Annotated in this window: 7 protein-coding genes and 1 pseudogene; 2 read left to right on the forward strand and 6 right to left on the reverse strand. The window is 66.5% G+C overall.

Annotation, left to right across the window (positions count from 1 at the left end; all coding sequences use genetic code 11):
- From LZ017_RS17590 to LZ017_RS17600, 4 genes and pseudogenes are all read right to left on the reverse strand, one after another.
- A partial coding sequence (locus LZ017_RS17590; RefSeq protein ID WP_241398211.1) for a filamentous hemagglutinin N-terminal domain-containing protein occupies positions 1 to 5,161 on the reverse strand: 5,161 nt, incomplete at its 3' end.
- Positions 5,162 to 5,224: 63 nt separating this feature from the next.
- Positions 5,225 to 5,341: pseudogene (locus LZ017_RS22345) on the reverse strand (ESPR domain-containing protein); the annotation flags it as partial.
- 7 nt (positions 5,342 to 5,348) lie between these two features.
- A complete protein-coding gene (locus tag LZ017_RS17595; protein ID WP_241398212.1) occupies positions 5,349 to 7,166 on the reverse strand; it encodes a ShlB/FhaC/HecB family hemolysin secretion/activation protein in 1,818 nt (605 codons plus the stop codon).
- A 611-nt stretch (positions 7,167 to 7,777) separates the two neighbouring features.
- Positions 7,778 to 8,857: a DNA topoisomerase IB gene (locus LZ017_RS17600; RefSeq protein WP_241398213.1), complete on the reverse strand. Its 1,080-nt coding sequence runs from the start codon at positions 8,855 to 8,857 to the stop codon at positions 7,778 to 7,780.
- A gap of 148 nt (positions 8,858 to 9,005) precedes the next feature.
- Between LZ017_RS17600 and LZ017_RS17605 the strand changes: the two genes are divergently transcribed.
- Complete coding sequence (locus LZ017_RS17605) at positions 9,006 to 10,181, forward strand: glycosyltransferase (protein WP_241398214.1); 1,176 nt, start codon at positions 9,006 to 9,008, stop codon at positions 10,179 to 10,181.
- On the opposite strand, the gene LZ017_RS17610 is transcribed toward LZ017_RS17605, so the two are convergent.
- The gene (locus tag LZ017_RS17610; RefSeq protein ID WP_241398215.1) at positions 10,121 to 11,680 is read right to left on the reverse strand and encodes a sigma-54 dependent transcriptional regulator; all 1,560 of its coding nucleotides are present in this window, start codon (positions 11,678 to 11,680) and stop codon (positions 10,121 to 10,123) included. The two genes, LZ017_RS17605 and LZ017_RS17610, sit on opposite strands and share 61 nt — an antisense overlap.
- Before the next feature lie 684 nt (positions 11,681 to 12,364).
- Between LZ017_RS17610 and LZ017_RS17615 the strand changes: the two genes are divergently transcribed.
- Positions 12,365 to 15,094, forward strand: coding sequence for an ATP-binding protein (locus tag LZ017_RS17615; protein WP_241398216.1), 2,730 nt, complete (start codon positions 12,365 to 12,367; stop codon positions 15,092 to 15,094).
- Here the strand turns inward: LZ017_RS17615 and LZ017_RS17620 are convergent.
- Positions 15,085 to 15,231, reverse strand: a complete 147-nt coding sequence (locus LZ017_RS17620) for a hypothetical protein (protein WP_241398217.1) — start codon at positions 15,229 to 15,231, stop codon at positions 15,085 to 15,087. The two genes, LZ017_RS17615 and LZ017_RS17620, sit on opposite strands and share 10 nt — an antisense overlap.
- Positions 15,232 to 15,353 lie beyond the last annotated feature (122 nt).

Raw genomic sequence — 15,353 nt, forward strand, 5'->3', positions numbered from 1 at the left:
CCCCCCCTTGCGATGCGATCAATCCCTGGCCGCCGTTGACCAGTCCCCCATCGACCTGCGCGCTCAGCGCCTGCGCACCCGAGCCCTGCGCAATCACCTGACCTTCGCTGTTGTCCAGCGATCCCGCATGCAGGGTGAGCGTTGTGCCGGCGGACATTGCGCCGCCGGCGTTGTCTAGAACTTGCGCAGCCTTGACAAGTACGTCTTGAGTAGCCAGCAGCTTCCCGCCTCGGTGACTCAATTGCGCTGCCTGCAGCGTCACGCGCTGGCCCTGAGTCGTTGCGCCGTCCAGCACCAAAGTACCCGACGACGCGAGCGTCAGCTCACCATTGCTGACCACGGTACCCAACTTCGCATTGACACGGTCTGCGCTGATTCGGGCTTGACCGGACCCTACGTGCTCCAGAACCCCTCCTTCATGCAGCCATTGCCCCGCTTGGAGCGTCAAATCTGTGGCCTGTACGGCGAAACGCCCGGCGCGGCTGTCCAGGTTCTGCTTCACCTCCGCGACCCATCTGCCCTTGACATCCGTCTGCTGCAGCGTCGTGCTGGCGAGGTTCCAGTTGTCGGCATGCACTGCCAAGGACCCCACCTGCAAGGTACTGCCCACGGTCGACAGATCGCCCGGGGTGTTCATCGTTAGGCTGGATGGAGTAACGAGTACGGCCCGATCCAAGATCAGCGGCCCCATTCCTGCGTCAAATGCAATCGACTGTGCCTGGGATTGGCTGCCACTCAGATTCAGGCTGGAAGCCTGCAGCTTGGCTTCAGTGGCAACCCGAATCAATCCACTGTGCTGCAGGTCTTGAGAAACATTCATCAGCAGACGGCCACTGGCAGCCAGTCCACCATCCGGCCGGAGTCCCGCCGCCCAGTTTCCGTGGCTCGCCACCTGGCCAGCCTGCACCGAAAGATCGCGCTGAGCGGCGATCACACCTTGATGAGAGAGCTCCCCGCCCACTTGCAGCAGGCCGCTGCCTTGCGCATAGACGCTTCCCGAGTTGTGCAGGTCGAACAGGGTTCGAAGTTGCACGTCACCGCCCGACTGGATGGCACCTGTATTGCGCAGGCTACCTGCGTCTATGTGCAGCGCATCTTGGGCTGCCAATACTCCGGCTCCGCCGTTGATGAATTCATCTGTGACACGCGCCACAAGCCGTTGGCCGGTGATTTGGCCGTCGGAGTTGTCCAGTCTGGCTGCGCTCACGAACGCCGGGCCTGGGCTGCTGAGAACACCTGAGAGATTGTTCAACGAGCCGACGACCTGGAGGCTCAGCGCGTCCTGGCTGAGAAGCCGTCCGCCTTGATGACTTAGCGAGTTCGCCTGAACTTGGACCGTCCGCGCCTGCGTACTCGCACCGTCGAGATCTACGTCGCCCGACGCGGCAAGTTGCAAGAACCCGTTACTCAGAATGCTCCCGCTGCGCCCCTGCAACGCGTTCACGTTGAGATTCAGACGGTCAGAGCCCGCATGGAGCAACTGTCCCCGATTGTTGACGAGGTTCGCGACCTCCAGCACCAGCGTTCGTGCATTGGCGTTGACCATGCCCTCGGAGTTGTCCAGGGTTCCTTGGACCGTCAACTGCGCCAGCCCCTCACCGCGAGTTTGCAGAAGACGCCCCGCCTTGTGGCTCCAGTCCTTGGCCTGCAGGTCCACGGATCCGGCGATCAGCGCCGCGCCGTCTGTCGTCAGCTGCGACGGACTCTCAAGTTTGAGCCCTTGGGATACCGCCAGTTGAGTGTCTTTCAGTCGCAGTTCACCCGAGCGGGCTTGCAGGCGGGCACTTAGGCCTTGCGTCGTGCTACCCGCGAGGTCCACGGCTTCGCCAGACAGTTCGACAGCGCCCGTCGCAACGCTGGTGCCGCTATGCTGCAAGGTCTGAGCCGTTCGCACGGTCAGTGAGCTGGCGGGAGAGGCCTCTCCCGCTACTGATGTGCTCATCGCACCGGCCGCCAGTTGCCCGGTACTGATCAAACGATCAGCCTTGACGCTCAGATTGCCCTGAGCAGCCAGGGCGCCGCTCAGATTCAGTGTTCCACCGACGCTGACGTCAGCACGCCCCTGGGCCAGCAGCGTCCCGCGAAGGTTTGCATTGGCGGCAATAGCTATGCTCACATTCCCGCGCGCTTGCAGTGTCCCCTCGGTGTCCAAGGACCCAGCCTGCAATTGCAGGTTCGACCGTGAAGCGACCAAGCCCTGCCCGCCATTGATCAGACCCTGTGCAATGCGCACAGCCACGTCAGCCCCACTCAGCTGCCCTTCGCTGTTGTCCAGACGACCGGCCCGGACCTTCAGTGCACCTTCGCCAGCGACCGTCCCTAAGCGGTTGCTCAGCGAATCGACATTGAGTTCCAGCCCTCCGCCCCCGGCGCCGACAACGCCTCGGTCATTGAGAAATTTCTGAGCCTGGAGGGAGAAGGTCGCGGCGTTAGAGAGAAGGCGTCCCGCGGTGTTGTCCAAGACACCGGGCAGCGCAACCGACAGCGCCTCGCCACCAGCGACCTGGACCAGTCCGGAGGTATTGCGCCAGTTCTGCGCGCTCACTCGAAGGGTCTGCGTCTGCAGTTGCGCGCCCGAGGTGTTCAGGTCCTGCTCAGCAGCGAGGTGGCTATGGCCGGCCACATTCCATTGGGTACCGCTGAGGTCCAGTCGGCGCCCCTGGGCATCGGCGCTGAGCGCCTGCAGCCGGGCGCCCGCCACACTCAGTTCATGTGCTGCACGCAGCGTGACCGCTTGTGCAGATAGCAGGGTACCTTGCGCCTGTAGAGTCTCACCTGCGTCCAGGCTCAATTGCCCCCGTGCGGACGACGGCGAAACAAGGCGCCCGTCCGCGTTCATTCCGGCCACGACCGAGGCTTCGTCCGTGATGCGAAGCTCCCGCTGACTCGTAAGGCTTACATCACCCAGGCCGGACACCAGTCCTTGCACCGAAAGGTCCCGCCCGGACAGCACCTCCAGGCGCATGGCGGAGTAGGCGGTGCCACCCAGCATCGCATCGCCTTGGCTGAAGAATGAGGCATGCCCGCTCGCATGCAACGCACCCTCCGAACGAAGTGTGCCGGAGCGCACGATCAGCCCTCCAGAGGCTTGAACGCTGGAACGGGACGAGGCCTCCCCCGCATCCTGCGACCAGAGGCCGGTCGTCCGGAACTCGACATCGCGGCCAGAAACTCCCGCGCCTCTAGCCTGATTGAAGGTTCCGGCCTGAACGCTCAGCGATTCCTTCGCGGAAAGCCATCCCGACGAGTTGTCAATAGCGGCACCACTGGCGAGAGCCGCGGCGTCACTGCTGAGGAACAGGGAGCCCTGGGCGGACTGAACGGTACCGCCCATGTTGCTGAACATTGGCGCAGTGCCATAGCGAGTCCCTCGGAAGGCCAGCGTCACACCGGAGTCAGCCTCAAGAAGCCCCGCCTGGTTGTCGAACTCACCCAACTCCAGCCGGGCTGCGCCAGTGGTGCGCATCACGCCAGCTCGATGACTCAGCCGATCCGCCGCGATGTTGATCGCGCTTCCTTGTGTGTTCGCCTGATCGAGCCTCAGCGTTCCAGCACGCAGATCCACGCCTCCTCGGCTCAGCAACTGAGCCTGCCCCAAGTCCACGGCTTGGGCCTGCACGCTCAAGCTGCCGCCACCCAGTTGCCGGATCGCCATGCCCTGCCCACTGAACTCACGAGCCGACAAGCTCAGGCTCTCCCCGTTGGAGCCGATTTCGGCACCGTCCAGGTTGAACCGCCCGGGCACCGTGATGCTCAACGACCTACCGCCCCATTGCGTCCACTGGCTGCGATACGCATCGATATCACCCGCCCTAATCGACATTTGCTGCGCACTGAGATGGGCAGATCTACCCTCGAGCAGCCCCTGGACTTGAACCGACAAAGTGGCTTGAGCCGATAAATTTGCGTTAGCCAGGGCCGCGGACTGCGCACTCAGCAAAGCCTCATTCGCGACCAGGGTTACGCCCTGCAAATCGATGTGAGGCGCCATCGCTCCCGCGCCCCCTGCCAACGGAACGGCCTGGGCATCACCTTGCAGCACCACTCGGTCACTCGCCAGCAGTTGTCCCGCCAACTGCATCGTCTGCGTAGCGCCGATTCGCAGGTCCGCCTCGCCGCCCGCCGCAGCCAACGTGGCGTCACGCTGCAGTCCGGCCGCCATCACGCCATCCGGCGTCTGGCGCACCTGGAGCGCTTGGAGTCGAGCACCGCCGCGAGAGACCATCCAACCCTGGTTGGCGATGCCCTGGCTCATCTGCACATCCAATGCCGGCGCACTACCTACACCGGATGGATCCTGTGCATACAAGGTACCGCTGTTATCCAGCCAGCCCTCGCTGTTCAAGTGCAGCTGCTGGGCCGACCAAGTCCCGGCGTTGCGAACCCCCAAGCCAGCTTCGGTGCCCACTAACGTGATGCGCTGCGCATAAATGCCACCCAGCACGCTGCTGTCCAACGCATACCGCACGGGCGTGGCAGCGCTGGCGTCAGGGCTGAGCATCACCGACCGGGTGAGATCCGCCTGGAAGGTCTGCGTCCCCAGGCCCATGCGCAGGTCCTGGGCCCAGATGCCAGCGTTGATCTCCACGGCCCTCGCCAGGATCGTCGTGTAATCGGTCTGGCGTGCGTCCAGGCCTTGCCCCTCCACGCGGACTCGTCCTCCCTGGACCGCAAAGCCGGTGATCGCACCGTCGGAGCCGAATTGCGTTGTCCCGGTGGTCAAGACAGCGCTACTGGCGTTGATAAATCCAGCGCCATCGACCTGGATGCCCGATGGGTTGGCGATGATCAGCTCCGCTCTCTTCCCAGCCACCTCGACCATGCCCTTGAGTTGACTCGGCTGGCTGCTGTTGACTTCGTTCAAAATGACGCGGGCGCCACCCTTGGCCAGCCACGGGTTGGCCTGCACCCAACCGCCTAACTGGGTACTCGTGTCCGTGCGAGAGTTGTTGAGGATGGCACCTTGTGCGTTGACGTCGAACTGGCTGTAGGTATTGCGGGACACGCCCGCAGCGCTGGGCGTCTGGATGTTGATCAGCGGCGTTCCATTGGCCGAATTCAGAACCGTGGCCTGCTGGTTCTTCGGCGCGTTGGGATCTGCCTTGACCTGTGCATGGACCCAAGGCATGAACGATGGCATATGTGCCAGACCCAAAGCCACGGCCAGTGTCAGAAGTGCGGGCCATCGGCTCGCACGAGAGACTGAGCAAGAGGCTGCGTGCCCACCCAGCGACCCCGGGCACTCGCCAGCGCTCTTGCCTTGGCTACGCGCCGTTTCGGCCACCGCCATGAGCTGCCCACGCTGCTCATTGAAGACGATTCGGTATTGCAGTCGATTCATTGCAGGCTCAATGAGAGTAGCTCAGGGTAAAGCCGGCCGTAGGGCGGGCTTCCGGAAAGAGCGAAGGTTGTCGCAGCGGCATCCCACCAAAGACGTCTAGATAGGCTCCGTGGAAGCGCCAGCGCGTGCCGATCACGACGCCAGCCAGGTGGGTTCCCGCTAGCCGCTCGACACCACTGCCCGAGACCCAGCCGGCATCGACCCCCAAGTACAAGGCCGCGATGGTGTTAAGAGGCAGCTCAGCTTCGTTACGGACGAGCAGGCCGTTGTCAGCGGATAGCGTGCGTCCCCCGTCAAAGCCGCGAACGGTATAGCGTCCGCCAATGGCAAATCGGTCCTGAGGTGTTAGCGGTCTCAAGGCGACCTGCCCCCGCCATTGGGTGCTTATTTGGAGCGGACGGTCGCCCAATGGAAAGGTTCCGGAAATGCTCAAGGCTCCCTGAACGAGAGCCAGGCGCGAGCGCCCCTCCCCAAAAGCCTCTTCAGGGGCCTCCAACGCATGAAACGCGCCGGTTCCACGCTTCAGATTGAGTTCGGCTTCCGCGTTGACGGCACTGGCTATGCGCTTAAGTTGGAGACCAAGTTCCCATCCACCCACGCGACGACGCTGCACTTCGACTTCGGTATCGTCGATGTAATTGCGCGAACTGCGTCCAAACAGCTTAGCCCATCCCGTGAACTTGAACTGTCCATCGCGCCAGAGCACTTGACTCAGTTTGAGTTCGCCGTTGCTGCTAATGCCGCGATAAACATAGTTCTGGGTCGTTCCGACAACCAATTGCTGGTAGCCGTTTCGGCTGAAAGTAACACTGAGCAGCGAATGACCCCAAGGCAACGAGTAGTGCAATGAATGGCCATGGCTGGCGGAGTGGGGAATTGAGCGATCGCGCCACTGCCCGGCAAGCCAGGAGGTATCTCTGTTCAACGTAACGTAGAACAAGTCATTCAATGTGAGCGGGTGGTCGAGCGACAGCGTGGCGGAAAAGGGATAGCGCCCAGTGGCGTCGCTGCCGCTGTCGTCCAGTTGCCACTGCATGCGCCAGGCCCTACCACCTTGATAGCTCACAACCAAGTCGCTTAAACCCGGCTCCATGGCTTCGCGCGAAGGTTGAACCTGGATGTCCGCCTTGGCGCCCGGGACCCGTTGCAGGTTCTCCAGGGCCTGCTCCATGTCACGCAGATCGAGCAGATCTCCAGGGCGCAATGGCAGCGCATTGACCAGCCGCAACTGAGCCGAACTCTCCTCGTGCGCCCGGATCTCCTGCACCAGTCCTGGCACCACCGTGAGCACCAGCGCCCCGGTAGAAAGGTCCTGTGGGCGCACAAGCACTCGCGTGGTGATGTAGCCCTTTTCGATGATCGCATCCTGCAAACGCGTTGCAAGTAGACCTATGCTCACTGCGCCCAAGCAGCGTCCGCGGGGCGAATCATTGCCAGCAGGGCCATCGAGCGCGGAGACCAGACGCTTCAGCCGGGGCCAGCGGTCCAGCCCATCGATGCGAACCTCACCAACGGGGAAGCAGGGCACTTCGTCATCGCGCAAAGGCAGTCGATTCGCCGAGGGAAGCGTTTGCAGTCGAACATCCGGCTCCTGTTCGAGGATTTGACGGCGCTGGACCTCTCGTTGTAGTTCCAAACGCCGCTGCGCGTCCGGGTCCACGGCCCCAGGGGGGAGAACTTGTGCCCATGCCGGGAAAGTGAGCAACAGCAACACCGTCAAAGCAAATCGAGCGATGAGAAAGATGTTGGCGTGGAGAAACCCAGGAAGCAGGCAAGGCTTGAACCGACCGTATCCAGCGTTTGACCAGTTGAGAAGGCTGGTCATGCCTGCCCCCCTTCTCGGCGCCCTCGCCTAGGGTTCCCGGCACACCGAAGGCCGGAAGCATCGAAGCCAAACAAGCCGATCTTGTGAAAGGAAGGGAGAGAGATCCGGCAGGCAATCGGCATCAAGCCCAATAGCCAAGGCGAATGCGCCCTAATCCCATCACCATCAAGTGCGGTCGGCACCAGCGCCCGCACCTGCGTTTCGCATGCGTACTGCAGCATCGTCTTATTCCCGAAGTCTTGGAACTTCAGGTCGAGCGCGTGCAGCGCACAAGCTAGCGTCCCGGCAGTACCGGTCCGACGAGCTCTCGATCTCTGAACATTCCTCCCTTTGTTCGGAACCGCCCTGCCTACGAAGCAACTGCCCCGCGCTACCCGCTCATACCGGCGTTTGTGTAGAAGGCTCTCGGCCTGCCGGCGATATCCAAACGAGGCGGAATGCTAGCTAGCCCATTCCGTCAACCAATGATCAGAGTTATGAAGTTGACCAAAAAAACCACAAATTGCACACAATGCCGACTTAAGTGGGTACAAGTGAGTCACCTTTTTTCAAGATCAACGGACATCTTTGATGTTCATGCTCGAAAGAAAGACTGCTCGCGTCTTCGAGACTTACTTGGCAGTTGCACGGCTCGCCGCCAGCAAGCCCATCAACCTCACCTCCGCCTGACTGAGCCCCCGCCCCCTCGGCCGCTGGGCCCACCAGGGCGAGTGGCGCAGCCGGGCGCGGGCGTCCGGATCGGCCAGGGCCACGGCTAGGTCCAGCACGGCCGGATGCAGGTAGGAGGCGCGGCACACCGCGGGCGTGTTGCCCAGGCGGGCGGCCACTTCGCGGACGATGGCAGGCAGGTCGGGCGGCTGGTCCCGCAGCGCGGCGTCCAGCACCCGGTCCAGCGCGAACACGCTGCCATGCCAGGTGCGAAAGACCTTGGCCGTCATGCCGGGCCCGGCCCGGGCGGTCAGCCAGGCGTTGACGTCGCTGGAATCGACGCGGTGCGGCAAACCGTCGTCGTCCAGGTACTGGAACAGCGGCTGGCCGGGCAGTTCGCGGCAACGGCGCACGATGGCGGCCAGGCGCGGGTCGCTCAATGCCAGGCGGTGCTCCACGCCGGTCTTGCCGATGAACCGCAGCCGCAGCGCATCGCCCTGCAGACGCAGATGCCGGCACAACAGCGTGCTGAGGCCATAGCTGCCGTTCTCGCGCGCATAGCTGCTGTTGCCGATGCGCATCCAGGTGCAGTCCAGCAGCTGCACCAGCGCCGCCAGCACCCGTTCACGCGTGGGCTGGGGATCACCCGCCAGGCAGCGGCGCAGCGTGGAGCGCAAACGCGGCAGCGCGCGGCCGAAGGCCGGCAGTTGAGCGAACTTGTGCTCGCTGCGCTGCTGCCGCCATTGCGGGTGATAGAGGTATTGCTTGCGCCCCGCCGCGTCGCGTCCGGTGGCCTGGAGATGGCCTTGTGCGTCGGCGCAGATCCAGACCTCGCGCCAGCCCGGCGGAATGGCCAGCGCGCGGATGCGCCGCAAGGTCGCGATGTCGCGGGTCGGACGGCCGTCCGCCTGCCGGTAACGGAACCGGCCCGCCGGACCCTCGCGGCGCAGGCCGGGCTCACGGTCGCTGACCCAGCGCAGCGCTTGGCCCGATGGCTTGGACTTTGAAGATGGCGGGTCGGTCCTGTGGGGCAAGCGAGCCATGCGCGCCTGGGGCAGGCTGCATGCCGGGCATCGACCTTGCCGCCACAGGGGCATGAACACCGCGACGGTTCCGCCCCTTGTCCCGCCGCCGGTTGAGCCGCACGGCCCAGCCGCGGTGCCCCCACCTCCCCATCTGCTCGACGCCGCGATGTTTTGGGGCGCGCAGCCCACCGGCGGCGTGCGCCGCGTGCTCATGACCAAGCGCGCCCACCTGCTCGCCGCCGGTTGGCGTCACACGCTGCTGGTGCCCGCGTCGCAAGGCGAGGCTCAGCTTCACTGCGGCGGGGTCCCGCTGCCGGGCAGCGGGGGCTATCGCTTCGCGCTGAACAGGCGCCGCGCCGCCGCGCTGATGGTGCAGGCCGCGCCCGACCTGATCGAAGCGGCCGACCCCTATGTGCTGGGCTGGTCCGCGCTGGATGCGGCGCGCCGGCTGGGCGTGCCCGCCATCGCGTTCTGCCACAGTCATCTGCCGGCACTGGCGGCACGGCTGCTGGGGGGAACACCGCGGGGTCGGCGCGCCGGCCTGGCCTGGCGCGTGGCGCAGCGCTATCTGCTGCGGCTTTACGCGCATTACGACCTGGTGCTGGCCCCCAGCCGCCTGCTGGCCGAACAGTTGCGCGGCTGGGGCCTGGCGCAAGCCCAGGTGCAGCCGCTGGGCGTGGACTGCCAGGTCTTCCGCCCCGAGGCGCGCGATCCGGCCTGGGCCGGGCAGTTGAAGAAGGTGCTGGCGCTGGCGCCCGACACGCGCCTGCTGCTGTACTGCGGCCGCTTTGCCACGGAGAAGCGCCTGCCGCTGCTGGCCCGCGCGCTCGACCTGCTGGGGCCGGGCCATGCCTTGCTGTGCGTGGGTGGCGGCCCCTGCCCGCCGCCACCCGGCCCGCGGCTGCGCCTGCTGCCGCCCGAGCCCGATGCGCGCCGGCTGGCGCGCCTGATGGCCAGTTGCGACGCCTTCGTGCATGCCGGCGACCAGGAGAGCTTCGGCCTGTCCGCGCTCGAAGCCATGGCCTGCGGCACCCCGGTCGTGTTGGCCGCGCAAGGTGGCCTTGGAGAGTTGGGCAGCGGCGTCGCGGGGTTGGTCGCCAGCACCCAGCCGGCCTTCTGGGCCGAAGCCATGCATCGGGCGCTGCACCCGGACGACGCGGACGAGGTCCAGCGCGCGCTGCGGCGCGCCCGGGCGCTGGACTGGACGGCGGTGATGGCGCAGATGATGCGGCGCTACCGCCGCTTGCTCGGGGTGGGCGACGGCGGGGCGACGCCGCGGGATCAGCCCCTGTCGTCCGGCCGATCCGCGTCGGCCGCCGCGTATTCCTTCAGGCGGTTGTAAAGCGTCTTCAGGCTGATCCCCAGCACCGCCGCCGTGCGCTCCTTGTGGTGCTTGTAGTGGTTCAGCGTGGCGAGGATGAAGCTGCGTTCGACGTCGGCCATGGAGCTGCCCAGCGGCAGCACGACCACGTCGCCCGCCTCATCGTTGGCACCGTTGGCGCCATTGGCACCGGTCACACCGTTGGCGACGCCACCCCCGTGGATCGCGGCCGTTGGCGAGGCGGCGGCCGCTGTCGCGCCATCCGGCAGACCCGGCAGCGGTGATGGCGCCCCCGCAGGCCAGGCGGTCACCGCCGTCGCGGGCAGCGCGCCGTCGCCGCCCGCGGCGGCCGGCAGGGGCACGGCGTCGACACGTGGCAGCCATTGAACGTCGATCGTGTCGCCCGCCGCCATCACATAGGCGCGCTGCACCGCATTGCGCAGCTCGCGCACATTGCCCGGCCAGTGGTAGCGGCACAGCCGCTCCAGCGCCTGGGCGTTGAAGCGCTTGGGCTGGCCCTCCTTCGCGGCGATGGCGCGCAGGAAATGGTCGGCCAGCAGCGGCACGTCGCTGAGCCGGTCGCGCAACGGCGGCAGCTCGATAGGAAAGACGTTCAGTCGGTAGAGCAAGTCCTCGCGCAGCTTGCCCGACTCGACCGCCTGGTCCAGCGGCCGGTTGGACGCCGCGATCACGCGCACGTCGGATTCCAGTGTCTGCGTTGAGCCCACGCGCATGAAGCGCCCGGTCTCCAGCACGCGCAGCAGCTTCACCTGCAGCTCCAGCGGCATCTCCGTCAGCTCGTCGAGGAACAGCGTGCCGCCGGTGGCGCGCTCGAAGAAGCCCTGGTGCTGGTGGTCGGCACCGGTGAAGGCTCCCTTCTCGTGGCCGAAGATTTCGCTCTCGATCAGGTTGGGCGAGATCGCACCGCAGTTCACCGCCAGGAAGGGCTTCTTGCGCCGCCGGCTGAGGTCGTGCACGGTCTGCGCCACCAGTTCCTTGCCCGTGCCGCTCTCGCCCTGGATGAAGACCGAGACGCCGGTGCCGGCCACGCGCGAGATCTGCTCGTAGACGCGCAGCATGGTGGGCGCACGCCCCCACAGATGGCCGAAGTGGCCGTCCTGCGCCAGATGCGCCTGCATGTCCGCCACCTCCGCCTGCAGCGCTGCGGGGCGCATCACGCGGGAGAGCACGCCCTGCAGATGGCGCAGGTTGATGGGCTTGACCAGGTAGTCGGCCGCGCCCATGCGCAAGGCCTGGATGGATGTCTCCAGCGTGGCATGGCCGGTGATCAGCACCACCTCCGAGTTCGCCACCAGCTGCGGATCGGCAAAAAGCTCCATGCCGTTGCCATCCGGCAGCTGCAAATCCAGCAGCACCACATCGGGTTGCTGCAACGCGATGTGCCGGCGGGCATCGCGCAGTGTGTGGGCCACCGAGACGGTGAACTTCTCGGCCGCGATCAGGTCCTGTAATGAACCCACTGAATCCATGTCGTCATCGACGATCAGCGCATGAGTCACCAATGCTCCTCGTCCTGTTGCCGCCTCGTGGCCTTGTAAGCCCGAGGCGTATTGGGGTTTGTCAGGGGGGCCATCTTGCCGCCGCTGCGGCTGAAAGCGCCCGTGGCGGTGCATACAGTTGCATCAGCTTGTGACCGCATGTCCGCCGGCTCGGGCACCGTGCTTGCCAGATGAAGGGCATTTCATTGCTGCGGAGAATCGCCATGCACACCTCCTCCTTGCGGTCCCATTCGCAATCCCTCGATTCCGGACCAGGGCGCTGTGGCCTCTGGCTGGGTCTGGCCAGCCTTCTGGGCGCCAGCTGGCTCTGTGTCCGGCGCACGCACAGGCACCGGCGCGAAGCCCGACCGCAGCCCAAGAGCCCGCGCGAACAGGTCTGGGAAGGCGAAGGTGGGCAGAACCAGCAGCCCACCGGCACGCTGCCCGAATGAGCCGTCCGCTGGTCTTCTCCTTTCTTCCATGCGACGGTTCCGGGGCGCCTGCCTAGGGCAAGCGGCGTACCTGTCTCGCGCCTGCGCGCAGGAACGCCCCCTGCCCTTAGGGGCATTCTTACGAGAGAGTGTCAAGCGGTGCTTCAATGCCCCCTTCCAAGCCAAGGGGTAACGCAGGGGACGGGGACGGATGCCCACTGAAAAAAACCTGAACCGATGGCAACGTTACGCAATCGCACTGGCGCTGGCCGCCGTGAGCGTCCTGGTACAGCAGGGGCTGGGCATGCAGGCGCTCGGCCCGCGCGCGCCGCTGTTGTTGGTGTTGCCGGCGGCCGTGCTCGCGGCCGTGTACCTGGGGCGCGGCCCCGGATTGGTCGTCCTGGGTGCGGGCATGGCCGTCGCGCTCAGCGGCCTGGCCCCCGCGCAGGGCCTGCAGCTCGAGCGCCGCGAAGACCAGTGGCTGGCTGCGATCTATGCGCTGGTCGGCGTGGGCATGGTGCAGATCGGCGCCCATGTGCGCCGCGCGATGCGCATGGCGCTGGCCTCCGAGCAGCGCCGTGGCCGCGTGGTCGAGGGGGCGGGGATCGGTTTGTTCGAGGTCGATCTTCGTCATGCGACCGTGCTCTTGTCCGCCACCCTGGCCCGGCTGCTGCAGATGGATGGCTCGCCCGAACCCATGGGGCTGGGCGACTGGCTCGCGCAGCTGCCCCCGGACACCGCGCACCGGCTGCAGGAGATCCTGACGCGGATACGCAGCGACGGCCATCGCAGCTTCCAGCATGAGCTGCGGTTGTGCGGCGCGGACGGCGCGGCGCGCTGGGTGCTGCTCAGCGGCCATGCGGCGACCGATGACCGCGGCCAGGTCTGCCGTGTCTACGGCGCGGGCATCGACATCAGCCCCCGCAAGAGAGCCGAGGACGAGCTGCAGCGCGCCCAGGCGGCCCTGGGCGAGCAGCTGGACGATTTGCGCCGCCTGCACGAGCTGAGCAGCCGCCTGCTCGAACCCGGCCCGCTCGACGAGCAGATGCGCAAGGTGCTGCGCACCGCGCTGGACATCCACCGCAGCGCGCACGGCCTGATCACGCTCAGCGAACAGGGCCGCATCTGGGTCGTTGCACAGGAGGGCTTCTCCGATCTGCCCATGGAGCGCCTGGAAAGCCTGGCGCGTACCGGCGGCATCTGCGAGATCGCGATGCGCGAGCGCACGCGCACCATGATCACCGACCTGGCGGCCGATGCCCGCTGCCGGCCGTTGTTGAGCGTCGCGTCCGCCAAGCGCCTGCGCGCGGCCCATGCGCTGCCCTTGATCAACGAGGCCGGCGAGCTGCTCGGCGCGATGAGCGTCTTTCTCGACGAAGCGCGATCGGCCAGCAGCCGCGAGAAGGCGGCGATGGACATGTGCGCCAACAAGGCCGTGGTCTTCATGGAGCGCGCCCGCTCGCGCGCCGCGCTGGAGGAGTCTCAGCACCGCTTCGAGGCCGTGCTGGAGGCCTCGGCCGTGCCCTTCTTCGTGCTGCGGCCGATACGCCATGCGCAGGGCAAGCTGGAGGACTTCCGGCTGGACTACCTGAACACCGCCGCCGCGCGCGTGCTCGGCCGGCCACGGCTGCAGCTGCAGGGCATGGCGCTGCTGGAGGTCATCCCCGGCTGCTGGCACCTGATCCCGGAGGTTTTCGCGCACTACCAGGCCGCGCTGGACCACGACGAGACGCGCGAGTTCGAAGTCACGATGACCATGCTGCCCGGGCGGCAGAGCTTTCATTGCGTCGCGTCGCCGATGGGGCAGGCGCTGGCGGTCTGGGCCGCCGACGTCACCGAGCGCAAGCGCCACGAGCAGCTGCTGCAGGAGGCCGACCGGCGCAAGGACGAGTTCCTCGCCACGCTGGCCCACGAACTGCGCAACCCGCTGGCGCCGATACGCCAGGCCGCCAACCTCTCCAAGTCGCCCACCGCCAGCGAGGCGCAGAAGCGCTGGAGCCATGAGGTGATCGAGCGTCAGGTCCAGCACATGGCCTTGCTGCTGGACGATCTGCTGGACATCTCGCGCATCACCCGCGGCGCGCTGTCGCTGCGCCTGGACCGCGCCGAGTTGTCCGCCATCGTCGACGCGGCCGTCGAGGCGGCACGGCCGCTGATGGACGCCAAGCGCCACACCCTGGTCGTGGACCTGCCGCCGCAGCCCATACGCTTCGACGCCGATATGCTGCGCATGTCCCAGGTGGTGGCCAACCTGCTCACCAATGCGGCGCGCTACACCGACCCGCAGGGGCGCATACGCCTGCGCGCCTGGGCCGCCGAGGGTCAGGTTTGCATTGAGGTCAGCGACAACGGCATCGGCATCCCGCCCGATTCGCTGGACGCGGTGTTCAACATGTTCACGCAGCTGCGCCAAGGGGGCGAAAGCCGGCTCGGCGGCGGACTGGGCATCGGCCTGGCGCTGACGCGCGGCCTGGTGGAACTGCACGGCGGCAGCATCAGCGCGCACAGCCAGGGCCTGGGCCACGGCAGCACCTTCCGCGTGCGCATCCCCATGGCCCACATCAGCCTGCCGGCGCAGCGCAAGACGCCGGCACCGGCGCCCGAGCCCGCCCAGGTCGTGCCGCGCCACATCCTGGTCGCCGACGACAACCGTGATGCCGCGGAGAGCCTGGCGGTGCTGTTGCAGCTGCAGGGCCACCGCGTGACCTGCGCCTTCGACGGCCTGCAGGCCGTGGCCGCCTTCGAGAAGAGTCCGGCCGAGATCTGCCTGCTGGACATCGGCATGCCGCGCCTGGATGGCAACGAGGTGGCGCGCGCCATCCGCGCCCTGCCCGGCGGCGACAAGCCGGTGCTGGTGGCCATCACGGGCTGGGGCCAGGAGGCCGACCGCCACCAGGCGCTGGCCGCGGGCTTCGACCATCACCTGACCAAGCCGGTCGACCCGGACCGGCTGATGCAGCTGATTGCGGAGGCGGGCGGCCACGCGGAGGCGGCTCATAGATAGGCCGAGCCCAGCCAGGCGATTGCGACGGCCGCGATCAGCCACAGCAGCTCGGCGGACTCGCCGCCACCGCGCGGCGAGCGCACGGCACGCCAGCGGCCCGTACGGCGACGGCGACACCAGCTCTGCCACATCAGCATGCAAATCCACATCGGGGGCCCCATCCGGATCGATGTCCGGCGCACCGCAGATCCAGGCAATCGGCGCACCGGGGTGGGCGCAGAGATTGCCGGTGTGAGTCCTGTAGCCAGGGGACAGTCCC

The organism is Pelomonas sp. CA6 (genome assembly GCF_022549225.1).
In the GTDB taxonomy this organism is placed as follows: domain Bacteria; phylum Pseudomonadota; class Gammaproteobacteria; order Burkholderiales; family Burkholderiaceae_C; genus Roseateles.